General features: G+C 71.5%; 24 protein-coding genes. 14 read left to right on the top strand and 10 right to left on the bottom strand.

Annotation, left to right across the window (positions count from 1 at the left end; all coding sequences use genetic code 11):
- Positions 1 to 6 precede the first annotated feature (6 nt).
- The 7 genes from ngcE (at position 7) to KIK09_RS27905 (ending at position 6,732) form a co-directional block, all read left to right on the top strand.
- Positions 7 to 1,413 (top strand): N-acetylglucosamine/diacetylchitobiose ABC transporter substrate-binding protein, encoded by a 1,407-nt coding sequence (ngcE, locus tag KIK09_RS27935; protein ID WP_214322343.1) that lies wholly within the window; start codon positions 7 to 9, stop codon positions 1,411 to 1,413.
- On the top strand, positions 1,413 to 2,324 hold the full coding sequence (locus KIK09_RS27930; RefSeq protein WP_250573889.1) for a carbohydrate ABC transporter permease: 912 nt from the start codon (positions 1,413 to 1,415) through the stop codon (positions 2,322 to 2,324). The genes ngcE and KIK09_RS27930 overlap by 1 nt, the downstream gene beginning before the upstream one ends.
- Complete coding sequence (locus KIK09_RS27925; RefSeq protein ID WP_214322342.1) at positions 2,324 to 3,244, top strand: carbohydrate ABC transporter permease; 921 nt, start codon at positions 2,324 to 2,326, stop codon at positions 3,242 to 3,244. Before KIK09_RS27930 ends, KIK09_RS27925 begins: the two co-directional genes overlap by 1 nt.
- 75 nt (positions 3,245 to 3,319) lie before the next feature.
- On the top strand, positions 3,320 to 3,871 hold the full coding sequence (locus KIK09_RS27920; RefSeq protein ID WP_308164325.1) for a LemA family protein: 552 nt from the start codon (positions 3,320 to 3,322) through the stop codon (positions 3,869 to 3,871).
- Entirely contained in the window at positions 3,871 to 5,265 is a 1,395-nt protein-coding gene (locus KIK09_RS27915) for a DUF2207 family protein (RefSeq protein WP_214322341.1), read from the top strand. The genes KIK09_RS27920 and KIK09_RS27915 overlap by 1 nt, the downstream gene beginning before the upstream one ends.
- A 9-nt stretch (positions 5,266 to 5,274) precedes the next feature.
- Entirely contained in the window at positions 5,275 to 6,126 is an 852-nt protein-coding gene (locus KIK09_RS27910) for a phosphotransferase family protein (RefSeq protein ID WP_214322340.1), read from the top strand.
- Between the two features lie 51 nt (positions 6,127 to 6,177).
- A complete protein-coding gene (locus KIK09_RS27905) occupies positions 6,178 to 6,732 on the top strand; it encodes a GNAT family N-acetyltransferase (protein WP_214322339.1) in 555 nt (184 codons plus the stop codon).
- Positions 6,733 to 6,743: 11 nt separating this feature from the next.
- Here KIK09_RS27905 and KIK09_RS27900 read toward each other — a convergent pair whose 3' ends face one another.
- Both KIK09_RS27900 and KIK09_RS27895 read right to left on the bottom strand, forming a co-directional pair.
- On the bottom strand, positions 6,744 to 7,415 hold the full coding sequence (locus KIK09_RS27900) for a pentapeptide repeat-containing protein (RefSeq protein ID WP_214322338.1): 672 nt from the start codon (positions 7,413 to 7,415) through the stop codon (positions 6,744 to 6,746).
- A 26-nt stretch (positions 7,416 to 7,441) separates the two neighbouring features.
- Positions 7,442 to 8,932, bottom strand: a complete 1,491-nt coding sequence (locus KIK09_RS27895; protein WP_214322337.1) for a glycoside hydrolase family 3 N-terminal domain-containing protein — start codon at positions 8,930 to 8,932, stop codon at positions 7,442 to 7,444.
- Positions 8,933 to 9,165: 233 nt separating this feature from the next.
- Here KIK09_RS27895 and KIK09_RS27890 point away from each other — a divergent pair, with 233 nt between their 5' ends.
- Both KIK09_RS27890 and KIK09_RS27885 read left to right on the top strand, forming a co-directional pair.
- Positions 9,166 to 9,588, top strand: a complete 423-nt coding sequence (locus tag KIK09_RS27890) for an SRPBCC family protein (RefSeq protein ID WP_214322336.1) — start codon at positions 9,166 to 9,168, stop codon at positions 9,586 to 9,588.
- Positions 9,581 to 10,024: a MarR family winged helix-turn-helix transcriptional regulator gene (locus KIK09_RS27885; protein ID WP_214322335.1), complete on the top strand. Its 444-nt coding sequence runs from the start codon at positions 9,581 to 9,583 to the stop codon at positions 10,022 to 10,024. Before KIK09_RS27890 ends, KIK09_RS27885 begins: the two co-directional genes overlap by 8 nt.
- Here KIK09_RS27885 and KIK09_RS27880 read toward each other — a convergent pair.
- Positions 10,021 to 11,172: an acetyl-CoA C-acetyltransferase gene (locus KIK09_RS27880; RefSeq protein ID WP_214322334.1), complete on the bottom strand. Its 1,152-nt coding sequence runs from the start codon at positions 11,170 to 11,172 to the stop codon at positions 10,021 to 10,023. The genes KIK09_RS27885 and KIK09_RS27880 overlap by 4 nt on opposite strands.
- A gap of 78 nt (positions 11,173 to 11,250) precedes the next feature.
- Here KIK09_RS27880 and KIK09_RS27875 point away from each other — a divergent pair, with 78 nt between their 5' ends.
- Positions 11,251 to 11,925: a TetR/AcrR family transcriptional regulator gene (locus KIK09_RS27875; RefSeq protein WP_372455684.1), complete on the top strand. Its 675-nt coding sequence runs from the start codon at positions 11,251 to 11,253 to the stop codon at positions 11,923 to 11,925.
- Positions 11,922 to 12,602: a DNA alkylation repair protein gene (locus KIK09_RS27870; RefSeq protein WP_214322332.1), complete on the top strand. Its 681-nt coding sequence runs from the start codon at positions 11,922 to 11,924 to the stop codon at positions 12,600 to 12,602. Before KIK09_RS27875 ends, KIK09_RS27870 begins: the two co-directional genes overlap by 4 nt.
- Here KIK09_RS27870 and KIK09_RS27865 read toward each other — a convergent pair.
- On the bottom strand, positions 12,595 to 13,467 hold the full coding sequence (locus tag KIK09_RS27865) for a LysR family transcriptional regulator (protein WP_214322331.1): 873 nt from the start codon (positions 13,465 to 13,467) through the stop codon (positions 12,595 to 12,597). The genes KIK09_RS27870 and KIK09_RS27865 overlap by 8 nt on opposite strands.
- A 54-nt stretch (positions 13,468 to 13,521) precedes the next feature.
- Between KIK09_RS27865 and metE the strand changes: the two genes are divergently transcribed.
- Complete coding sequence (gene metE / locus KIK09_RS27860) at positions 13,522 to 15,663, top strand: 5-methyltetrahydropteroyltriglutamate--homocysteine S-methyltransferase (RefSeq protein WP_214322330.1); 2,142 nt, start codon at positions 13,522 to 13,524, stop codon at positions 15,661 to 15,663.
- Between the two features lie 66 nt (positions 15,664 to 15,729).
- Here the strand turns inward: metE and KIK09_RS27855 are convergent, their stop codons facing one another.
- From KIK09_RS27855 to KIK09_RS27840, 4 genes are read right to left on the bottom strand one after another with little or no spacing between them, the layout of a single operon-like run.
- A complete protein-coding gene (locus KIK09_RS27855) occupies positions 15,730 to 16,758 on the bottom strand; it encodes an NAD(P)H-dependent flavin oxidoreductase (RefSeq protein WP_214322329.1) in 1,029 nt (342 codons plus the stop codon).
- Positions 16,755 to 17,474: a CoA-transferase subunit beta gene (locus KIK09_RS27850; protein WP_214322328.1), complete on the bottom strand. Its 720-nt coding sequence runs from the start codon at positions 17,472 to 17,474 to the stop codon at positions 16,755 to 16,757. The genes KIK09_RS27855 and KIK09_RS27850 overlap by 4 nt, the downstream gene beginning before the upstream one ends.
- Entirely contained in the window at positions 17,464 to 18,252 is a 789-nt protein-coding gene (locus KIK09_RS27845; RefSeq protein WP_214322453.1) for a CoA transferase subunit A, read from the bottom strand. Before KIK09_RS27845 ends, KIK09_RS27850 begins: the two co-directional genes overlap by 11 nt.
- Before the next feature lie 5 nt (positions 18,253 to 18,257).
- Positions 18,258 to 18,977, bottom strand: a complete 720-nt coding sequence (locus tag KIK09_RS27840; protein WP_214322327.1) for an enoyl-CoA hydratase family protein — start codon at positions 18,975 to 18,977, stop codon at positions 18,258 to 18,260.
- Between the two features lie 46 nt (positions 18,978 to 19,023).
- Here KIK09_RS27840 and KIK09_RS27835 point away from each other — a divergent pair, with 46 nt between their 5' ends.
- Together KIK09_RS27835 and KIK09_RS27830 are read left to right on the top strand one after the other, a co-directional pair.
- Positions 19,024 to 19,731 (top strand): SDR family oxidoreductase, encoded by a 708-nt coding sequence (locus tag KIK09_RS27835; RefSeq protein ID WP_214322326.1) that lies wholly within the window; start codon positions 19,024 to 19,026, stop codon positions 19,729 to 19,731.
- Between the two features lie 51 nt (positions 19,732 to 19,782).
- Positions 19,783 to 20,685: an SDR family oxidoreductase gene (locus tag KIK09_RS27830; protein WP_214322325.1), complete on the top strand. Its 903-nt coding sequence runs from the start codon at positions 19,783 to 19,785 to the stop codon at positions 20,683 to 20,685.
- Here KIK09_RS27830 and KIK09_RS27825 read toward each other — a convergent pair.
- Together KIK09_RS27825 and KIK09_RS27820 are read right to left on the bottom strand one after the other, a co-directional pair.
- Positions 20,673 to 21,020, bottom strand: a complete 348-nt coding sequence (locus KIK09_RS27825; RefSeq protein WP_214322324.1) for an antibiotic biosynthesis monooxygenase family protein — start codon at positions 21,018 to 21,020, stop codon at positions 20,673 to 20,675. The two genes, KIK09_RS27830 and KIK09_RS27825, sit on opposite strands and share 13 nt — an antisense overlap.
- Entirely contained in the window at positions 21,017 to 21,670 is a 654-nt protein-coding gene (locus tag KIK09_RS27820) for an NIPSNAP family protein (RefSeq protein ID WP_214322323.1), read from the bottom strand. Before KIK09_RS27820 ends, KIK09_RS27825 begins: the two co-directional genes overlap by 4 nt.
- Positions 21,671 to 21,730: the final 60 nt, after the last annotated feature.

Raw genomic sequence — 21,730 nt, 5'->3', positions numbered from 1 at the left:
TCATACATGTCGGACACCCCCCGCATCAACCGTCGCGAACTCCTTCGCGCGGCCGCGCTCGTCCCCCTGGCGGGCGCGCTGGCCGCGTGCGCCACCCCGTCGTCCACGCCGGCCTCGTCGGCGCCCGCGGCAGTCCCGACCAGCGCGGACAATCCCTTCGGCGTGGGGGGCAAACCGCTGGAGGTGTGGATCTTCGACGGCGGCTTCGGCAACGCCTACGCCAAGGACATCCACGAGCCGCTGTTCAAGGGCAAGTACCCGAAGGTGGACGTCAAGCACAACTTCACCAAGGAGATCACGAAGGTCCTGCAGCCGCGCTTCGCCGGCGGCAACCCGCCCGACGTCATCGACAACTCCGGCGCCAACGCCATGGACTTCGGCGCCCTCGCCCAGGACGGCCAGCTGGCCGACCTCGCCCCGCTGCTCGACGCGCCCAGCTGGGACGACCCGTCGACCAAGGTCAAGGACCTGCTCGACCCGTCGGTGATCGCGTTCGGCACCTACGACGGCAAGTTCAGCGTGCTGGGCTACGTGAACTACATCTTCGGCATCTGGTACTCGGGCAAGGTCTTCAAGGAGAACGGCTGGGAGCCGCCGAAGACCTGGGACGACTTCCTCAAGCTCTGCGAGACCATCAAGAAGTCCGGCAAGATGGCGCCCTTCACCTACGCGGGCAAGTTCCCGCAGTACCTCTACGAGCCGCTCCTCACCCTGGCCGCGAAGATCGGCGGACCCGAGGTCCTGGTCAACATCGACAACCTCGAGGACGGCGCCTGGAAGAGCGACGCGATGAAGCAGTCGGCCACCGCCTGGGCCGAGGTCGGCGCCAAGTACCTGCTGCAGGGCACCGCCGGGCTCGACCACGTGCAGACCCAGACGGCGCAGAACAAGTACGAGGTGGCCATGCTGCCCGCCGGCTCGTGGCTGGAGAACGAGCAGGCCAAGACCACGCCCGCGGACTTCGAGTACCAGATGTTCGCCCTGCCGGACTTCGGCAAGGACGACAAGATGCCCACCGGCACGCTGCACACCCAGCCGGGCGAGAACTTCATCGTCCCCGCCAAGGCGGCCAACGTGCAGGGCGGCCTGGAGTACCTGCGGGCCATGCTGTCGAAGAAGGCGGCCGGCGACTTCAGCGAGCTCGTCCACACCGTGACCGAGGTCAAGGGAGCGGGCGAGGGCCGCAAGCTGTCGCCCGGCGCGCAGAGCGCCACCGACGCGCTGAAGGCGGCGGGCACCAACACGGTCTACTACCAGTGGCAGTCGTGGTACGGCCCGCTCAAGGACGAGGCGATCGCCGCCACCGGCGCGCTGATGTCCGGCGACCTCACTCCTGACAAGTACCTCGAGCGCATCCAGAAGAAGGCCGACGACATCAAGAACGACTCCTCGATCAAGAAGTTCAAGCGCTGATGTTCAACAGATACCGCCGTGGGCTGTTCATCACCGCGTTCCTGACAGCCCCGGTGGTGCTCTACGTGACGTACGTGCTCGCGCCGTACGCCCAGGCCTTCCAGATCTCCACGACGAACTGGCGGGGTGTGAACGCCAGCCCGCAGAGCATCGGGTTGGAGAACTTCGTCCGCCTGTTCAACGACGACATCTTCTGGCGGGCCGTGCGGCACAACCTGGCACTGCTGGTGCTGCTGCCGCTGTTCACGATCGTCATCGCCCTGTTCTTCGCCTTCCTGCTCAGTGTGGGCGGCGGGGGACAGGGGGTGTCCGGCATCAGAGGGTCCGGCTTCTACCGGGTGGTGTTCTTCTTCCCGCAGGTGCTGGCCGTGGCCGTGGTCGGGGTGCTGTTCCAGCAGGTGTTCAGGCCGGACGGCAGCGGGATGCTGAACGCCCCGCTGATGGGGATCGGCCTGGGGCCGTTCGGGTTCCTGTCCGACACGAAGATCGCCTTCTGGTCGGTGCTCGGCGTGCTCGTCTGGCAGGCGGTCGGCTTCTACGTGGTGCTCTTCTCCGCCGGGCTCGCCTCGATCCCCAACGACATGTTCGAGGCCGCCAGGATCGACGGCGCGGGCAGGTTCGCGCTGTTCTTCCGGATCACGCTGCCGCTGCTGTGGGACACCGTCCAGGTGGCCTGGGTCTACCTCGGCATCCTGGCCCTGGACGTCTTCGCGGTCGTCTGGGTGATGACCGACCAGCACGGCGGGCCCGACTGGTCGACCACGGTCATGGCGGCCGAGATCTACCGCACCGCCTTCCAGAACTTCCGCTTCGGCTACGCCTCCGCCATGGGCGTCGTCATGTTCTTCTTCACTGTTGGCTTCGCGATCCTGTCGCTGCGGCTGTCCCGCCGCGAACGAATCGAGTACTGATGACGACGACGACCTCGTGGACGGTCGCGAACTCCAGGAAGATCGCCCGCAAGGAGCGCAGGCGGCAGCTCGGCCCGCTGTCGGCGCTCACCCACGTGGCGCTGCTGGTGTGGACCGTGCTGGTGGCGGTGCCGATCCTGTGGACGTTCCTGAGCTCGGTCAAGAGCGAGGACGAGATCTTCGGCAACGCCTGGACGTTGCCGGCCACGCTGCACTGGGACAACTTCGTCAGGGCCTGGGACAAGGCGCACGTCGGCCAGTACATGCTCAACAGCGTCATCGTGGTCGGCTTCGGTGTCTTCGGGACCATGCTGATCGGCTCGATGGCCGCCTACGTGCTGGCCCGCTACTCCTTCCGCCTCAACCGGGCCATCTACCTGCTGTTCGTGTCGGGGCTCGCGTTCCCGGTGTTCCTGGCGCTGTCGCCGCTGTTCTTCGTCGTGCAGAACATCGGGCAGCAGGTGCCGTTGATCGGGCCGTACATCGGGATCAACACGCACGCGGGACTGATCCTCGTCTACGTCGCGTACTCGATGCCGTTCACGATCTTCTTCCTGGCGGCGTTCTTCCGCACCCTGCCCACGGCGGTGGCCGAGGCGGCCATGGTGGACGGTGCCTCGCACACCCGCGTCTTCTTCCAGATCATGCTGCCGATGGCCCGGCCCGGTCTGGTCAGCATCACGATCTTCAACGTGCTCGGCCAGTGGAACCAGTACCAGCTCCCACTGGTGCTGCTGCAGGACCGCGACAAGTGGGTGCTCACTCAGGGGATCGCCGACATCTCCACGGCCGCGGGATACGAGCACGACTTCTCCGCGCTCTTCGCCGCGCTGACGATGGCGATCCTGCCGATGCTGGTCGTCTACGTGATCTTCCAGCGGCAGATCCAGTCGGGCCTGACGACGGGAGCGCTCAAGTAACGGAGTACAGCGGGTTGCAACACAGCGGTAAGCAACTCCTGGTCCGATGTCCGCAGTACCCTCGAGGAGGACATCGTGATCACCGCCGCCGTCATCGGAATGCTCGTCCTGTTAGCGTTCATCGCCGCGATCTCCCGCTACAACGCGCTGGTCCGCGCCCGCAACGCCGTCGACAACGCCTGGGCCCAGGTCGAGGTGCAGCTCAAGCGCCGCCACGACCTGATCCCCAACCTCGTCGAGACCGTCCGCGGCTACGCCTCGCACGAGCGGCAGACGCTGGCCGCCGTCGTCGAGGCCCGCGCGCAGGCGCTGAACGCCGGCACCCCGGCCGAGCAGGCCGCCGCCGAGAACGCGCTGACCGGCGCGCTGAAGAGCCTGTTCGCCGTCGCCGAGGCCTACCCCGACCTGAAGGCCAGCCGTAACTTCGCAGACCTGCAGGAGGAGCTGGCCACCACCGAGAACCGGATCGCCTACTCCCGGCAGTACTACAACGACGCGGTGCTCACCTACAACAACGCGATCCAGACCTTCCCCGCCAACGTCGTGGCCGGCATGACCGGCTTCGCCGTACGCGACTACTTCCAGGCGCCCGACGAGGAGCGCGGCCCGGTCCAGGTGCGGTTCTGATGGCGCTGTGGCTGGCCGCCACCGCGGCACTCGCGCTGTGGGGGTTGCTCCTGCTGGCCCTGGCGCTGGCCACGCGCAACCCGTCCGTCCGCCCCGGTCCCGCCACCGGCGTCATGGCCGGCGAGTCGCCGGCCGTGGTCGACCTCATCACCGGCGGCTGGAAGCTGTGCGAGGAGGCCACCTCGGCCACGCTGCTCGACCTGGCCGCCAAGGGCGCCGTCCAGATCGAGGAGGTCGGCCCCGAACTGTCCCTGGTACGGCTGCGCCACCCCACCGGCCTGAACCCGTACGAGCAGCTCGTCTACGACCATGTCGCCTCGCTGGCCCGCGACGGCGTCGTCGCGACAGGCGCGCTGGCCGAGGGCTCGCGCAACCTGGGGCGCTGGTGGAAGAGCTTCCGCAAGAAGGTCGTCGCCGACGCCCGCGAGCGCGGCCTGTCACGGCCCCGGTGGAGCAGGCTGCACGTGGTGCTGCTCACCGCCACCGCCGCCGTCCCCGCCGCGCTGGCCGGGATCGCGGTCGCCGTCTCCGACCACAAGCACGACGGCGGGCCCGGCACCGCCATCCTGGTCTTCGCCGCGCTCATCACGCTGGCAGGCAAGCTCAACGGCGAGCGCGGCACCGAGCTGGGCGGCCAGGCCGCCGCCCACTGGCTGGGCGTGCGCGAGCACCTGGCCACCGCGCGCTTCGCCGACAAGCCGGCCGCCGCCGTCACCATCTGGGGGCGGCCCCTGGCCTACGCCGCCGCGCTCGGCCTGGCGCCGCGCGCGGTGACGAGCCTGCCGGTCAGCGTGCCCGCCGACGACCGCCGCGCCTGGTCCGACTACGGCGGTATGTGGCACAGGCTCGACGTGCGCTATCCCGGCCGGCTCATCCGCGGCAGGAAGCCGCTGCACACCATCGGCCGTGGCCTGGCCGCCGGGTTCTTCGCCGGGTTCTGGAGCTGGATCGTGCTGATCGCGCTGGCCGCCTTCGAGCTGGTGCCCTCCGGGCTGCCGCAGCCGCTGGCGTTCCTGGTGGGGCTGGCGGTCGCCGCGGTCCCGCTGGTGCGCGCCGTACTGGATCTGGCCACGCCCGCGCAGGTGGAGGGCCAGATCGTACGGCTGCGCCGCCAGGAGAGCGGCGGCAGCAGAGGGCGGACCCGGCACGTGTACTGGTGCGCCATCGACGAGGGGCGATCCCGCGAGCTCACCGCGTTCGGCATCGCGGGGGAGCAGTGGGAGCGGCTGTCGGAGGGCGACCTGGTCCGCGCCAGGGCGGGGCGGCACCTGAGCTGGATCAGCGAGATCGAGGTCGTCGGCAGGGCCAGACCGGGCGGCGGCTACGGCGCCGCGGACACCGTCCAGGCGCCGGAGAACCTGGGCGAGCTGCGGCGCGACATGCTGGGCGGCTAGGGTGCGGTTGTGATCGGCGACATGCGCGCGCTGCTCGACGTCCACCTGCCCGGCTACGCGGTCCACTCGGTCGGCGAGCTGGGCTCCGGCCTGGACAACCGGGTCTACCTGGTCAACGACGAGCTGGTCGTGCGCGCCGCCAAACAGCCGGATCCCGGCGCGACCCGGCGCGAGGTCACGCTGCTCGCCTCGCTGCGGCTCATCGCGCCCGTGCCGGTGCCCGAGGTGCTGTTCGCCGACGAGCGGACCGGCGTGATCGGCTACCGGCGGCTGCCCGGCGAGCCGCTGCACGGGCTGAGCCTGGCCAAGGTCGGGGTCAGCCGCTTCGTCGGGCTGATGGGGAGGCTGCTGGGCGCGCTGCACGCGGTGCCGCCCGCCGACCTGAGCGCCGTGGCCGAGGTCGACACCTATCCGCTGCGGTCCTGGCTGGAGGACACGGCGCGCGACTACGCCGACGTGCGCGAGCACCTCACCGCCGACGGCCGCCGGCTGGTCGAGGGGTTCCTGGCCCGCACCCCGCCCGCCGAGCCGGTCGTGCTCCGCCTCTGCCACAACGACCTGGGCGCCGAGCACATCCTCGCCGACCGGGCGACCGGCGAGATCACCGGCATCCTGGACTGGACCGACGCGGCCATCGCCGACCCCGCCCGCGACCTGGCCCTGCTGTACCGCGACTTCGGCCCGCGGGTCTTCGACCGGGTCCTGGCCGCCTACGGCCATCCGGTGGACGACGGCTTCCGCGAGCGGGCCGTCTTCCACGCCCGCTGCGCGCTCATCGAGGACATCGCCTACGGCCTGTCCACCGGCCCCCGCCGCTACGCCTCGATCGCGCTGTCCCACGTGGTACGGACCTTCTCCTAGCCGCGCGGAAATTGCCGCGACATCGCCGCGGCGCTCTGGTTGGCTGCCCTCATGACTTCGGTATGGGTGGGCGAGCGGGTACGGCTGCGCGGTTTCGAACCCGGCGACTGGGAGGCGTTCCACGCCTTCGAGGAGTACTCGGACGACGTGCGCAACGGGTGGCTGCTGACGCCGCCCCGGTCCGCCGAGGGCACCAAGAAGTGGGTGGCCGACCTGGCGGCGGAGGAGCCAGACCTGGACCGCTTCAAGCTGGTGATCGCACGCAAGGACGACGACGCGGCCATCGGCTCGATCAACACCCACGAGGTCGACCGGCACTACGGCACCTTCAAGTACGGCGTGGCCATCGGCACACCGCACCACCGCAAGGGGTACGCCTCGGACGCCATCGTGCTGCTGCTGCGCTACATGTTCGGCGAACGCCGCTTCCAGAAGTGCGACGTGGTGGTCTACGCCGGCAACCAGGCCTCCCTGGCCCTGCATCACAGGCTCGGTTTCGTCGAGGAGGGCCGCCGCCGCAGGGCCCGCTTCGCCGCGGGCCGCTACGAGGACGAGGTGATGCTCGGCCTGACCGTCGAGGAGTTCCACGACCGCCACGGCTCCTGACGGCGGCCTGCTCAGACCACCGTGATGCCGCGGACGGCCAGGATGGCGGCGGCCTGAGCCTGGTTGATGACGGCGCCCGCCAGCGCCTTGAGCCTGCCGTCGTCGGGCTCGCCGAGGTCGGCGCCGCGCAGGTCGGCCTTGGCGAAGACCGTCTTGATGAGCTTGGCCCCGCGCAGCCGGCAGTCGCTGAACGTCGCCTGGGTGAAGTCGCACCCCGACAGGTCGGCGTCGTCGAAGCGGACGCCCTCGATGAGCTCCCCGCGCAGCGAGCAGCCGCCCAGGTTGGCCATGGTCAGGTTGCTGCGGGCCACCTTGAACCCGGTGCCGCGGGAGCCGGTGAGAGAGGCGCCGATCATGCGGCAGCCGGTGAACGACACGTCCGTGAGCAGCGCGCCGCCGAAGACGGCCGACGACAGGTCGACGTCGGTGAAGACGGCGTCCACCAGGTCGGCGTCGGAGAAGCGGGTGCGCATCCCGCCGCCGCCGGTGAAGGCGGCGCCGTCCAGGTCGGCCTTGCGGAAGTCGGTCTGCTCCATGACGCACGACTCGAACCTGGCCCCCGCCAGCGGCGCGCCCCAGAAATCGGTCTCGGTGAGATCGCAGTCGCGGAAGACGTGCGCCTCGTCCGGCGGCAGCCGGTCGGCCAGCGACTTGCGTGCGAGGTCCTCCCCGTTGAAGTTCACGATCGACAAATCTACTCTCGTCGGACTCAGAGCCCGCCCGTGATGACCTCAGCGGCGGCCTGGCCGCACACCGTGGCCGAGCCGTAGGTGGCCAGGTGCACGGCGCCGAGGTCGGAACGCTCGGGCAGGCCCATCTCCACCACGATCGCGTCGGGGCGGACGCCGAGCAGGTGCTCGGCGGCCTCGCGCTGCCAGGCGAAGCGGTGCGCGTCCCGCACCACGATCACCAGTGGCCGCCCGTTCGCCTCGGCCAGCAGGTCCTCGAGCGCCGCCCCGGTCGCCTCCCCGGCGGTCAGCCGGGTGACGGTCGTGCCGGAGAGCAGGCGGGCCAGGGGCTCGCCGACGCCCCACGGGGTGCCCTTGTCGATGGCCAGGTTCATCTGCGGCGCCAGCTCCACCACGCTGGCCGCCGTCGTCACCGGCAGCACCGGCGCCGCCGACCGCCGCGTCATCCGTACGGCCCGCCGCGCCGCCACCAGCCCGAGCTGCCCACCCGCACCGAGGGGAGCCGGAGCGTGGGAGCGGGCCGAGCGCGTCCAGGCGGCCAGGGCGGCGACGCGGGCCGCGGCGTCGGCCAGGCGCTCCTCGGGCAGCACGCCCTCCATGACCGCGGCCGCGATGGCGTCCCGCACCCCGGCGGCCGTGGCCTCGTCCGAACGCTCCCCGCCGATGCAGATGGCGTCGGCCCCGGCCGCGATGGCCAGCGCGGAGGCACGGCCGATGCCGTAGGGCCCGGAGACGGCGGCCATCTCGATGCCGTCCGTGACGATCATCCCGTCGAAGCCGAGCTCCTCCCGCAGCAGCCCCGTCAGCACCTTCGGGCTGAGCGTGGCCGGCAGGTCAGGATCGTAGGCGGGGACCAGCAGATGCCCGGTCATGACCGACCTGGCGCCGGCGGCGATCGCCTCGCGGAAAGGGCGCAGCGCGCACTCGATCCCGTTGTCGGCGACCACCGGCACGCCGTGGTGCGAGTCGACCGAGGTGTCGCCGTGGCCGGGGAAGTGCTTGGCGCACGCGGCCACCCCCGCGGACTGCAGGCCGCGCACGAAGGCCCGCGTGTGCCGGGAGACCAGCTCAGGGTCGGCGCCGAAGGCGCGCAGCCCGATCACCGGGTTGTCCGGGTTGGAGTTCACGTCGGCGGACGGCGCGAAGTCGATCGTGATGCCCGTCGCCGCCAGGTCGGCCCCCAGCTCGCGGGCCAGTGCCTCGGTCAGCTCCACGTCGTCGACCACGCCGAGCGCGTAGGCGCCCGGCCTGCTGCTGCCCGTGGCCACCTCGAGCCGTGTCACCTCGCCCGTCTCCTCGTCGGTGCCGACGATGACGGCCGGGTTCTCCGCCCGCAGCTCGGCCGTCAGCTCCGCCACCTGCGCGGGGCTCGCGATGTTGCGGGAGAACAGCACCACGCCGGCCAGCCCGTCGCCGAGGCGGCGGCGGACCCAGTCGGGTGGGCTGGTACCGGCGAATCCGGGCAACAGGACGGCGTCGGCAAGGCGAAGCAGGTCACCGCTCTTGAGCATGACCCGAAATCTAATAGGAAACTTTCCTATTTGCTAGAGGCATTTTCGGACGTCAAACCGCGAACGACGCCACGGTCCGCACCGGCGCCCCCTTCCTGTCCGCGAGGTCCACCGCCCCGCGGTCGACGCGCAGGTCGGCCGGGCCTGCCGTGCAGCACAGACAGCCGCCCGAAACCCTAGACAGTTGTCGCGACTACAGTTATTGTTGTCGTGACGACAACAAGGAGGCTCGGATGTACAGCTTCAGCGAAGAGGCGATCATCAGCGGCGACATCGCGGCGATCTGGCGGGTCGCCACCGACGTGCCGAGCTGGCCCGCCTGGGACCCGCACGAGGAGAAGTCGCGCATCGACGGCCCGTTCGAGCCGGGCACGACGGGCTACGTCAAGCCCAAGGGCGCCCCTGGGGGCCCCTTCACGATCACCGAGGTCGAGCGGGAGCGGATGTGGGCCAGCCAGGCCGGGATCCCCTTCGGTAAGTTCTGCGGGGTGAACCGCTACGAGCCCGTCGGTGACGGCAAGGTCAAGGTCAGCAAGCACATCGAGATACACGGGCCGTTCGCGCCGATCTTCCGCCTGATCTGGGAGCGCGCCATCCGCGCCGACCTGCAGCGGACCTTCGCCGCTCTGGAAGTGGAGGCGGCCAGGCGTGGCTGAGCCCAGAGGACCGCTGATGAGCCCCGGCTTCTGGCTCCACCACGCGGCGCTGGTCTGGCGGCAGGCCATGGAGCGGTCGCTACGGCCGCTCGGTCTGACCCCCACCCAGTTCAACCTGCTGGCCTCGGCCGGGTGGCTGGCCCGCACCACCGGGCGCCTGCCCACCCAGCAGGAGGTCGCCGACAACGCGGGGGCCGACCGGATGATGGCCTCCAAGGTGCTGCGCACCCTGGAGGAGCGCGGGCTGCTGGTCCGCGCTCCCGATCCGGCCGATGCCCGCTCGCTGCGGCTGGAGGTCACCGAGGCGGGCCGCGAGGTGGCCAGGCAGGCCGTGCGGGTCGCGGTCCAGGTCGACGAGGAGCTGTTCGGCGAGGCCGGGGAACGGCTGCGCGAGGACCTGCGCGCCGTCGCGGGGCGACGCCTGGGTGAGGGCTAGAGCCGCTCGAGGATCGTCACGTTCGCCTGGCCGCCGCCCTCGCACATGGTCTGCAGGCCGTACCGGCCGCCGGTCCGCTCCAGCTCGTGCAGCAGCTTGACCGCCAGCACCGCGCCGGTCGCGCCCAGCGGATGTCCCAGCGCGATCGCCCCGCCGTTGGGGTTGACGCGCGCGGGGTCGGCGCCGGTCGCCCGCAGCCAGGCGATCACCACGGACGCGAACGCCTCGTTGACCTCCACCGCGTCCATCTGACCGATCGTCATCCCGGCCCGCTCCAGCGCCCGCGCCGTCGCGGGGATCGGCGCGTCCAGCATGGTGATCGGGTCCGCGCCGCGCGCCGACAGGTGGTGAACGCGCGCCAGCGGCCTCAGCCCGTGCTCGCGTACGGCTGCCGCCGAGGCGACCAGCAGCGCGGCCGCCCCGTCGGAGATCTGCGAGGCCAGCGCGGCGGTCAGGCGCCCGCCGTCCAGGAGGGGCTTCAGCCCTGCCATGCGCTCGAGCGAGGTGTCACGCCGGGGCCCCTCGTCCGTGGCGACGCCCTCGTACGGCACGATCTGCCCGGCGAAGTACCCGGCGTCGATCGCGTGCAGCGCCCGCCGGTGCGACTCGAGGGCGTAGACCTCCATGTCCTCCCGCGAGACGTCCCACGTGGCGGCTATCCGCTCGGCCCCGTGGAACTGGGAGACCTCCTGCGTGCCGTACCGCTGCGCCCAGCCCTTGGAGCCGCTGAAGGGCGTGTCGTGCCCCAGCTCGCGGCCGGCGATCATGGCCTGGGAGATGGGCACCATGCTCATGTTCTGCACGCCGCCGGCCACCACCAGGTCGCTGGTGCCCGACATGACGGCCTGGGCGGCGAAGGCGAGAGCCTGCTGCGAGGAGCCGCACTGCCTGTCGACCGTGACGCCGGGCACCTCCTCGGGCAGTCCGGCCGCCAGCCAGCAGGTGCGGGCGATGTCGCCGGCCTGGGGGCCGACCGTGTCGACGCAGCCGAAGATCACGTCGTCGACGGCTGCCGGGTCGGCGCCGGTGCGTTGCATCAGCTGCTTCAGCACGTGCGCGCCCAGGTCGGCGGGGTGGGCCGCCGACAGGCCCCCGTTCCTGCGCCCGACGGCGGTCCTGACCGCGCCGACGATGTAAGCGTCGCTCATGCCGATATCGTAGCAAGCGCTTGGTAGACGGCTGAGCTGCGTGGGTTATGTGAACAAGCGATTGTGCGAGAGGTCATAATGGAGGACGTGACAACGCGAAAGACCTCCGCCACTGCCGCCTCCGCCAAGCGCCCGCGGGCCAGCTCCACCGGGTCGGCCTCCGAGCGCCGGGACCACCTCGTCAAGCTCGCCGCGGAGATCTTCGCGCGGAAGGGCTTCCAGGCGACGACGGTTCGCGAGATCGCCAACGAGGCCGGAATCCTCTCAGGAAGTCTCTACCACCACTTCGACTCCAAGGAGACGATCGTCGACGAGGTCCTGTCGACCTTCCTCGACGACCTGATCGCCCGCTACCGCGCCGCGCTCGAGTCCGGCTCCGACCCGCGCACGGTGCTGTCGGAGATGGTCCGCATCGGCTTCAGCACGCTGGAGCCGCACCGCGCCGCGATCACCGTGATGCAGAACGACTGGAACTACCTGCGCCAGTTCGAGCGCTTCAACTACCTCGTCAAGGCCGAGGACGAGGTCGAGCAGATGTGGGTCGCGCAGATCAAGGCGGGCCAGGCGGCCGGCCAGTTCCGCGCCGACGTCGACCCCAAGCTCACCTACCGGATGATCCGCGACACGATCTGGGTGGCGGTGCGCTGGTTCCGCCCCGGCGGCAGGCTCAACACGACCGGGCTGGCCGAGCACTACATCACGGTCCTGTTCGACGGCCTGGCCACCGGCGAGCGGACCACCCAGAAGGGATGAACCTCGGCAAAGCCATCCGGCTGGCCCTGCAGGAGGTAGCCGAGCCCGCCAAGGCTCCGCAGATGCAGGCCTACATGAAGTCGACGATGCCGTTCCTGGGTGTCCAGGCCGGTCCCCGGCGGGCGGCGTTGCGCAAGGTCTTCGCCGAGCAGCGCATCGACACCGCACCCGAGTGGCGGCGGGCGGTGCTGGCGCTGTGGCGGGAGGCCGAATACCGCGAGGAGCGCTACGCGGCGATCGAGCTGACCGGATTCCGCTACTACCGGGAGTTCCAGACGCTCTACACGGTGCCGATGTACGAGGAGATGATCGTCACAGGCGCCTGGTGGGACCTGGTCGACGAGCTGGCCACGCACAGGATCGGGGCGCTGCTCACGGCGTTCCCCGACTCGATGCGGCCGCTCATGCTGGAGTGGGCGCGCGACGATGACCTGTGGAAGCGGCGCACGGCCATCCTCAGCCAGAACCGCTTCAAGGAGCGCACCGACACCGCGCTGCTGTACGCCTGCATCGAGCCGAGCCTGTCCGACAACGACTTCTTCGCCCGCAAGGCGATCGGCTGGGCGCTGCGCGAGTTCGCCAAGACCGACCCGCACGAGGTCGTGCGCTACGTGCGCACCAAGGGCATCACGGGCCTGTCGCGCAGGGAGGCGCTGAAGAACCTGCCCGTCACCTAGTCCACAGCGCGTCCTGTACGGCCTGCACCAACGCGAGCAGCTCCGGCGTCACCCGCTCGGGCGGCCAGGCCAGCCCGAAGGACAGGCGCAGCTCGCCCGCCTCGAGCGGCACGAAGCGGACGTCGTCGCGGCGGATCGTGCGGGCGAGCAGCTGCGGCAGCGGCAGCAGCCCCGCACCGGCCGCGACCAGGTCGAGCGCGGCGGCGAAGTCGTCCAGGTCGTCGCCCACGATCCGGTGCGGTCCGGGCACCAGCGCCGACAGCCTGGCCCATGCCCCGCCCGCCGGCCGGTTGCGCGGCAGCAGCAGCTCGCGCCCCTTCAGCTCCTCCGGCCCGACCTTGGCGCGGCCGGCCAGCCGGTCTCCGATGGGCACCGCGAGCCGGTCGACGCCGACATGGAAACGCGCCGCCGTGGTGAACGCGGCCGGCGCGGGCATGCCCAGGACGGCCGCCGACACCTCGCCGTCGGCCAGTCCCGCCACGGCCGCGGCCCGCCCTGCCGCCTTCAGCTCCACGGCTACGCCGCGGGCGGCCAGCCTCCTGGCGACGCGCGCGGCCAGCGGACCGACCAACGATGGATAAGCAAGACGAATAGCTGGGCGGACCAGCCGCTCGCCCTCCTCACGGAACGCGGCGGCGGCCGCCAGAACCGCCTGCGCGTACCCGACCAGCGCCTTGCCCTGCGCGGTCAACCGCACCTCACGGCTGGTCCGATGGAACAGGCGGAGCCCGAGCGCCCGCTCGAGCCGCCCCACGGCCTGGCTCACCGCAGGCTGGGACATGCCGAGCTCGGCGGCGGCCCCGGAGAAGCTCAGCCGCCTGGCGACCACGGCGAACGCGTGGATCTCGCGCAGGGGCAGGTCCATAAGCATCAACAATAGATGGCCTAGGGCCGGCCGGTATCCGGGCAGGATGCCGCCATGTCTGAATTCCCTGCATCCACCGTGCTCGGCTATCCCAGGATCGGTCCCAACCGCGAGCTGAAGCGGGCGCTCGAGGCCTACTGGGACGGCCGCTCCACCCGCGAGGAGCTGGAGCGGACCGGCGCCGAGCTGCGGGCCGCGACCTGGAACCGGCTGGCCGAGCTCGGCCTGGCCGGGTTGCCGTCCAACACGTTCTCCCTCTACGACCAGGTGCTCGACACCGCCGTGCTGCTCGGCGCGGTGCCGGAGCGCTATCTGGAGGCCGACGACCCGTACTTCGCGATGGCGCGCGGCACGCAGGGGCTGCCGCCGCTGCGGATGACCAAATGGTTCGACACGAACTACCACTACCTCGTGCCGGAGATCGGCCCCGAGACCGTCTTCAAGCTGGACGCCGCCAAGCCGCTGTCCGAGGTGCGGGAGGCGCGGGCGCTGGGCCACGAGACCCGGCCCGTGATTCTGGGTCCTGTGACGTTCCTGCTGCTCGCCGGGGCTCTGGACCGGCTGGCGGACGTGCTGCCCTGCTACGAGGAGCTGCTCGGGGCGCTGGCCGCCGAAGGGGTGGCCTGGGTCCAGCTGGACGAGCCCGCGCTGGTGGCCGACCGCGCGCCCGCCGAGCTGGACGCCGTGCGGGCCGCCTACGACCGGCTCGGGGGGCTGGCCGTACGGCCCGGGCTGTTCGTCGCGTCCTACTTCGGTGACCTGGGCGAGTCGCTGCCGGTGCTGGCGGCCACGCCGGTCGAGGCGATCGGGCTCGACCTGGTGCGCGGGCAGGCGCACAGCGTGCCAGGCAAGATCGTGGTGGCGGGTGTGGTGTCCGGGCGCGACGTCTGGCGGACCTCGCCCGAACTCGCCCTGGCCCGCCTGCGCGCCGTCAGCGACCAGGCCGCGCAGGTGGTGGTGAGCACGTCCTGCTCGCTGCAGCACGTGCCCTACGACCTGGACGCCGAGGACGACCTCGACCCCGCGCTGCGCGCGCGGCTGGCCTTCGCCGAGCAGAAGGTCGCCGAGGTCGTCGCCCTGTCAGGGCGGGAGTTCACCGGTACGGCTCCCGCCGCGCCCTCCGTCGAGCTGATCGAGCCCGTCGTGGTCGAGGGGCGCGGCCCGTACCAGGCGCGGGCCGCGGCGCAGGCGGAGCACCTGCGGCTGCCCGCGCTGCCGACGACCACGATCGGCTCGTTCCCGCAGACCGGCGAGCTGCGCGCGGCCCGCGCCGCCGTGGCCGCGGGCACGCTGTCGCAGGCCGGCTACGAGCGGCGCGTCGAGCAGGAGATCGAGCACGTCATCCGGCTGCAGGAGCGGCTCGGGCTGGACGTGCTCGTGCACGGCGAGCCCGAGCGCAACGACATGGTGCAGTACTTCGCCGAGCACCTGGACGGTTTCGCCGTCACGCGCAACGGCTGGGTCCAGTCGTACGGCTCGCGCTGCACCAGGCCGCCGATCCTGCACGGCGACGTCTCCCGCCCGGAGCCGATCACCGTGCGGTGGGCGCGCTACGCCCAGTCGCTGACCGACCGGCACGTCAAGGGCATGCTGACCGGCCCCGTCACGATCGTGGCCTGGTCGTTCGTCCGCGACGACCTGCCGCTGCGCGACGTGGTCCTCCAGGTGGCCGACGCGGTGCGCGAGGAGGTACGGGATCTGGAGGCGGCCGGGATCTCGATCATCCAGGTCGACGAGCCGGCGCTGCGCGAGCTGCTGCCGCTGCGGCGCTCGTCGCAGGAGGCCTACCTGGAGTGGGCGGTGGCCGCCTACCGCCACGCCACGGCGGGGGCCGGTGACCGTACGCAGATCCACACGCACCTGTGCTACTCCGACGCCGACCAGATCCTGGCCGCGATCGACGGGCTGGACGCCGACGTCACCACGATCGAGTCGGCCCGATCGGGCGCGCGCATCCTGGGCGCGGTGTCGTCGTTCGGGCGCGGGCTCGGGCCGGGGGTGTACGACATCCACTCGCCGCGGGTGCCGGGCGAGGACGAGGTCGAGCGGCTGCTGCGGGCCACGCTCGAGGTGCTGCCGCGCGAGCGCGTGTGGGTCAACCCGGACTGCGGGCTGAAGACGCGCACCTACGAGCAGGTGGAGGCGGCATTGGCCAACGTGGTCTCGGCGGCCCACCGGCTGCGTCAGGCTCCATAGAGGTTGTACGGCCCGGCCGTCCCAGCGGCGTGGCGGGCCGTACGGCGGTTCTCGGGTCGCCGAGTGTCAGGACCCGCTGAGGTGGGACAGCGTCGCCTTGGCCTCCGTCATGATGCGGGTGATCAGCTCCTCGCACGAGGGCAGGTCGTGGATGACGCTCACCACCTGGCCCGCCGCCATCACGCCGAGGTCGGCGCGGCCGTCCACCATGGCGGCCCGCAGCAGGACCGGCGTGTTGGCGGCCTGCAGGACCTGGGCCCAGGTGAGCTCCCTGCCGTGCCGCATCCGCCGCCCCTCACGCAGCATCCGCGCCCACGACAGGCCCGAGAGCCGCTTGAAGCGGGCGCCGTTGAGCACGGCCCGCAGCAGCCGCGACCGCTCGAGCGACTCCGCGAACGGCGTCTTCAGCATCCGGTGCGGCACCCCGTCGGCCTTGGTCGTGACGAGCGTCTCCGTGGCCGCCAGGTAGACCTTCTTCACCTCGTCGGGCACGGGGGAGTCCGAGGTGAGCAGGAAGCGGGTGCCCATCGCGATGCCGCACGCCCCGTAGGCCAGCGCCGCCACCAGCCCGCGCCCGTCGAAGAACCCACCCGCGGCGATCACCGGGATGTCGACGGCGTCGACCACCTGGGGGAGCAGCAGCGTGGTCGCCAGCGGACCGGTGTGGCCGCCGCCCTCGCCGCCCTGGACGATCACCGCGTCCACGCCCCAGGCGGCCACCTTCTCGGCGTGCCTGCGCGCGCCCACCGACGGGATCGTGACCACGCCCGCGTCCTGGAGCCTGGCGATCAGTTCTCTGCGGGGCGCGAGCGCGAACGAGGCCACCTTGACGCCCTCGCGGATCATCACCTCGACCCGCTCGGGCGCGTCGTCGGCGTCGGAGCGGATGTTGACCCCGAAGGGCGCGCCGGTGCGCTCCTTGACGGCCCTGATCGCGGTGGTCATCTCGGGCACCGACATGGTCGCCGCCGCGATGACGCCGAGCCCGCCGGCCTCGGAGGTGGCCGCCGCCAGCCCGGCGCCGGCCACGTATCCCATCCCGGTCTGCACGATCGGGTACCGGCAGCCCACCAGGTCGGTCAGCGCGGTCCTCACCCGGGCACCTCCCGTGCCCGCGTCCCCGCCGGGTCCAGGATCTCGTCCAGGATCCGCAACTCCTCGGCGGTCGGCTCCCTGCTCTCCGGCACCTGCGCGGGGATCTCCAGCTCGAAGCCGGTCGCCGCCACCACGTCCTGGACGCTCACACCGGGATGGACCGACGCCAGCCGCATCCTGCCGCCTTCACCCTGGAAGTCCAGCACGGCCAGATCCGTGACCACGCGACGCAGTTCGTGGGCGCCGCGGTCGGTGCCCAGACCGCTCACCACGTCCACCTGCGGCACGAAAACCCGGGGGGAGTGGCGGGGGATCCAGTAGCTCGTCGGGTTGCACCGCGTGTTGCCGGGTGCGCCGCGAACGCCGAGCAGTTGCGCCTTGGGCCGGCTCCAGTCACCGATGGCGGAGATGTTGGTGTTGCCGTACCTGTCGATCTGGGAGGCGCCCAGCATCACGTGCCGCCTGCCGTGCAGCACCAGCCAGAGGTGGTCGCGGAACGGCAGCCAGCCCTCCACCACCCGCGGCGCCTCGCCGAGGGCGGGCACGTCGCCGGTCAGCAGGCACACGCCGTCGTGGGTGAGCAGGTCGGGCTCGAACGTCAGCCTGGCCAGGCGGGCCCCGAGCACCGTGATCGCGCCGCCGATCCCGGCCGCCAGCACCTCGCCGTCCCCGCGGAACGCCTCGGCGCAGGCGACCACGCACACGTCAGCCCTCATCGCTGTTGATGAACCTTTCGTAGAACTCGTCCCATGGGGTGGTGGCGTAGAGCTTCTGGAAGGCTTCGTCCCTCGGGTAGTCGGGTTCGCACGCTGTGAAGTGCGCCCCGTGGGGTGTTTCGACCACCCCTGTCACGAGGGATCGGTTGATCAGCAGCGACTGGACGGGGCCCTCCTTCAGCAGGTCCTCCGTCTCCACCAGCCGCTCGCACGAGACGTAGCACTTCGTGGCCGCCTTGGCGTAGAGGTCGTCGAAGTAGGGGTCGGGGCCCAGGTACTGCGCGTTGCCCCGCCGGTCGGCCCTGTTCATGTGCACCAGCGCCACGTCCATGGTCAGCGGGGGGACCGCCACCAGCTCCTCCTCCCCGTACGGCGAGCGGACCGTCCGCAGGTCCGGATTCATCCGCAGCACGTCGGAACCCAGACCCGCCGGGGTGGGCAGGAACGGCAGCCGGTGCGCCGCCGCCAGCAGCCCGAACATGAACATGCCCTCGTCGTACTCCGCGAACTCGACCGCGCCCGCCTGCCTGGCCGCGCGGAAGTGCGGCTCAAGCGGGATCGTGTCGAGCGTGACGAACGGGGCGACGACCTTGCGCACCTTTCCCGCGGCGCACAGCATCCCGACGTCGGCTCCGCCGTACGAGATGATCGTCAGGTCCCGCAACGGCGAGCGGACGATCGCGCGGACCAGCGCCATCGGCTTGCGGCGCGAGCCCCAGCCGCCGATGCCGATCGTCATGCCGCTGTCCAGCGCGGCGACGACCTGCTCGATCGACATCACCTTCACGCCTCGAGCCCCTTCCGCTTGCCCATCAGGTTGAGTTCGAACGTGAAGCCCTGCTCGAAGCGGTAGCCGCGCTTGACGTCGACCGGGTCGATCCCGTTGAGCGACTCCTTGGCGCGGCGGATCACGTACGGGTCCTTGGCGGCGATCTGCTCGGCGACGCTCATCGCCAGGTCGCGCAGCTTGTCGCGGGAGGTCACCTCGAGCACCGAGCCGAAGGCCCGCAGCTCGGCGGCCGTCACCGTGCGGCACGTGAAGACCATGGCGCGCATCAGGTGCTGCGGCACCAGCCGCGCCAGATGCGTGGCCGCGCCCAGCGCGCCCCTGTCCACCTCGGGCAGGCCGAAGTAGGCATCGTCGGAGGCCACCACGATGTCGGCGTTGCCCACCAGGCCGACTCCACCGCCCAGGCAGTAGCCGTGGACCGCCGCGATCACCGGCACCGCGCAGTCGTAGACGGCCGCGAACGCGGCGTAACAGGCCCGGTTCACCGCCACCATGGCCGCGTGCTGTCCGTCGGCGGACAGCTCCTTGACGTCGACGCCGGCGTTGAAGCCGCGGCCCTCGGCACGCAGCACCACCACCCTGGTCTCCGGACTCTCGCCCGCCCGCCGCAGGGCATCGGCCACCTCGTGCCAGCCGCGCGCGGTCAGCGCGTTGACCGGGGGGACGTCCACGACCAGCTCGGCGATCGGGCCCTCCCGTAGCGTGATTCCCATCCCGCTCCCTGGTTGTACCTAACGCTTGCTTGGTACGGTAGCACCCGTGACCGTGACTTACGACTACGCGGGCAAGGTCGTGCTGGTGACCGGCGGGACCAGGGGCATCGGTGCGGGCGTGGCCACGGCGTTCCGCGACGCGGGGGCCGAGGTGATCGTGTGCGGGCGGCAATCCGCGGACGTGCCCGGGTTCGTCCAGGCCGACGTGCGGGATCCCGACGACGTCGACCGGCTGATCGGCGGGCTCGAGCGGCTCGACGTGGTGGTCAACAACGCGGGCGGCTCGCCGTACGCGCCTGTCGCGGGGACCTCGCCGCGCCTGCACGCGCGGGTCATCGAGCTCAACCTCATCGCGCCGCTGCTGGTCGCGCAGCGGGCGCACCCGCTGCTCGCCGCCGCGCACGGCTCGATCATCATGATCGGCAGCTCGAGCGGCACGCGCCCGTCGCCGGGAACCTCCGCGTACGGCGCGGCCAAGGCGGGCCTGCACCACCTGACCGCCTGCCTGGCGGCCGAGTGGGCGCCCGAGGTCCGGGTCAACGCCGTGGTGGTCGGCCTGGCGGAGGCCCCCGAGCACTACGGGGGCGCGGCCGTGGAGTCCACGATCCCGGCGGGCCGGCTGGCCTCGCCCGCGGACGTGGCCTCGGCCTGCCTGTGGCTGGGCTCGCCCGGGTACGTGACCGGGGCCCAGGTGGCGGTCCACGGTGGCGGTGAGGTGCCCGCTTGGCGCTACTTGACCGACCCCGCACCGTGATCGCCAAGCGACTGTTACGATCACTGGATTTTTCGGAGCTTGGAGGCTCTCGTGGGCATCTGTGATGGGCGGGTCGTGATCGTGACCGGTGCGGGGAGGGGGATCGGGCGGGAGCACGCGCTGGAGTTCGCCCGCCAGGGCGCCCGGGTGGTCGTCAACGACCTCGGCACCGGCCGCTCGGGCGAGGGCAAGTCAGGGGAGCCCGCGCTCGCGGTCGTCGCGGAGATCCGCGACCTGGGCGGCGAGGCCGTCGCCAACGCCGACGACGTGGCCACCTGGGACGGCGCCGCCCGCCTCGTCAAGACCGCGGTCAGCGCCTTCGGGCGGCTGGACGTGCTGGTGAACAACGCCGGCTTCGTCCGCGACCGGATGCTGGTGTCCACGTCGGAGGAGGAGTGGGACGACGTCGTCCGCGTCCACCTCAAGGGCCATTTCCTGCCCTTACGGCAGGCCGCGGCGCATTGGCGCTCCTGCCACAAATCCGGGACCCCGGTGGACGCCCGGGTGATCAACACCTCGTCCGGGGCGGGACTCATGGGCAGCCTCGGCCAGTCCAACTACTCCGCCGCCAAGGCCGGCATCGCCGCCCTCACCGCGGTCGCCGCCGCCGAACTCGGCCGCTACGGGGTCACGGTCAACGCCATCGCGCCCGCCGCCAGGACGCGCATGACGGAGGAGGTCTTCGCCGACACCATGGCCAAACCGGACTCCGGCTTCGACTCCATGGACCCGGCCAACGTCGCGCCGCTCGTGGCCTGGCTCGGCTCCCCGGAGTCGGCCCACGTCACGGGCCGCGTCTTCGAGGTCGAAGGCGGCACGCTCTCCCTGGCCACCGGCTGGCAGCACGGCCCCAGCCTCACCCGCGACACCCGCTGGCCCGCCACCGAGATCGCCTCCGCCGTCGCCGCCCTCCTCGCCCAGGCCCCACCCCAGACCCCGCCCTACGGCGCCTGAGACGGGCGGTGGAAGGCGTAGGAGCGGTCGACGCGGGTGACGTGGACGGCGAACTCCTCATACCAGCGGTCCCGCCCCGCCTGGCGGGCGGCCGCGTGCTGGGCGTGCTCGCGCCAGGCGGCGATCGACTCCTCGTCCCGCCAGTACGCCACGGTGATCCCCAGCCCGTCCGGGCCGCGGGCCGAGTCGACGCCCAGGAAGCCGGGTTGTCGCCTGGCCAGCCGTACCATGTGGTCGGCCGTCTCGCCGTAGCCCTCCGCGTCCGTCCTCGTCCGCACCGAGGTGAAGATCACGGCGATACAGGGCCCGTCGAAGGGGCCGCTGACCAGGCTCATCGCAGGGCCGATCTGGCCGTGGGGGCGAGCCGGATCACCTGGTGCGGCCTCTCGTCGAGGACGGGATGCGAGGGGATCCTGCAGTCCTCGGGGCGGTCGAAGCGGGCGAACCACACGAAGACGTTCGCCTCGGTCCGGACCGGCAGCGCGGGGAAGGTGTTCTCGGCGTGCTCCGTCTCGAAGCAGGCGACCACCGGCACGCCCGCCTCCCGCAGCACCGCCAGGGCCTTCTCCGCGAACTGGCCGGCGGATCCGGGCTCGACGTGGTGGATCGTCGCCACATACAGGGATCCGGGCGGCTCGGTGGCTCCGACGGGCGGGCGTTCGCTCCGTGAGAACCCGTCGACGGGGACGGGGGAGGGGCGCAGGAGCAGCACGTTGTCGGAGTCGAGCATCGTGGCGTTGGCGGCGTCGCGGTGGGCCTTCCAGACCGGGCCGCCGTAGAAGGCCTCGAGCGCCGTCCGCCTCGCCTCCATGCCCGGAAATTTCCTGATCCATGGGAAAGTGTCTGGGTTGTCCGGGTCGCGGAACGTGCCGACCACCTCGGCGCCCACGGCCTCCTGCGACTCGACGAACTCCCGCTCGAACAGCTCGATGAGCGTCTCTCTGGCCTCGGGGCGCAGGGTGTAGTACCGCAGTTCGTAGATCACGCCGAGCACGCTAGGCGGGGACCGCTGACACCTTCCGTCAGTGTCTCGCCGGAACAATCT

Origin of the sequence: Nonomuraea sediminis (genome assembly GCF_018531495.1) — a bacterium.
GTDB classification, from domain to species: domain Bacteria; phylum Actinomycetota; class Actinomycetes; order Streptosporangiales; family Streptosporangiaceae; genus Nonomuraea; species Nonomuraea sediminis.
The sequence above is the reverse complement of the archived record's forward strand: the minus strand, read 5'-3'. Positions and strand labels throughout refer to the sequence as shown.

Bases quoted from the DNA above. Each gene is read 5' to 3' on its own strand.
- KIK09_RS27845 (WP_214322453.1), bottom strand. From the start codon at position 18,252: ATGTCGATCGAGCAGGTCGTCGCCGCGCTGGACAGCGGCATGACGATC.
- KIK09_RS27880 (WP_214322334.1), bottom strand. From the start codon at position 11,172: ATGAGCGACGCTTACATCGTCGGCGCGGTCAGGACCGCCGTCGGGCGC.
- KIK09_RS27915 (WP_214322341.1), top strand. From the start codon at position 3,871: ATGGCGCTGTGGCTGGCCGCCACCGCGGCACTCGCGCTGTGGGGGTTG.
- KIK09_RS27825 (WP_214322324.1), bottom strand. From the start codon at position 21,020: ATGAGCCTGGTCAGCGGCCCCTTCGACGGGCCCTGTATCGCCGTGATC.
- KIK09_RS27870 (WP_214322332.1), top strand. From the start codon at position 11,922: ATGAACCTCGGCAAAGCCATCCGGCTGGCCCTGCAGGAGGTAGCCGAG.
- KIK09_RS27905 (WP_214322339.1), top strand. From the start codon at position 6,178: ATGACTTCGGTATGGGTGGGCGAGCGGGTACGGCTGCGCGGTTTCGAA.
- KIK09_RS27890 (WP_214322336.1), top strand. From the start codon at position 9,166: ATGTACAGCTTCAGCGAAGAGGCGATCATCAGCGGCGACATCGCGGCG.
- ngcE (WP_214322343.1), top strand. From the start codon at position 7: ATGTCGGACACCCCCCGCATCAACCGTCGCGAACTCCTTCGCGCGGCC.
- KIK09_RS27930 (WP_250573889.1), top strand. From the start codon at position 1,413: ATGTTCAACAGATACCGCCGTGGGCTGTTCATCACCGCGTTCCTGACA.
- KIK09_RS27875 (WP_372455684.1), top strand. From the start codon at position 11,251: ATGGAGGACGTGACAACGCGAAAGACCTCCGCCACTGCCGCCTCCGCC.
- KIK09_RS27850 (WP_214322328.1), bottom strand. From the start codon at position 17,474: ATGAGGGCTGACGTGTGCGTGGTCGCCTGCGCCGAGGCGTTCCGCGGG.
- metE (WP_214322330.1), top strand. From the start codon at position 13,522: ATGTCTGAATTCCCTGCATCCACCGTGCTCGGCTATCCCAGGATCGGT.
- KIK09_RS27895 (WP_214322337.1), bottom strand. From the start codon at position 8,932: ATGCTCAAGAGCGGTGACCTGCTTCGCCTTGCCGACGCCGTCCTGTTG.
- KIK09_RS27865 (WP_214322331.1), bottom strand. From the start codon at position 13,467: ATGGACCTGCCCCTGCGCGAGATCCACGCGTTCGCCGTGGTCGCCAGG.
- KIK09_RS27840 (WP_214322327.1), bottom strand. From the start codon at position 18,977: ATGGGAATCACGCTACGGGAGGGCCCGATCGCCGAGCTGGTCGTGGAC.
- KIK09_RS27925 (WP_214322342.1), top strand. From the start codon at position 2,324: ATGACGACGACGACCTCGTGGACGGTCGCGAACTCCAGGAAGATCGCC.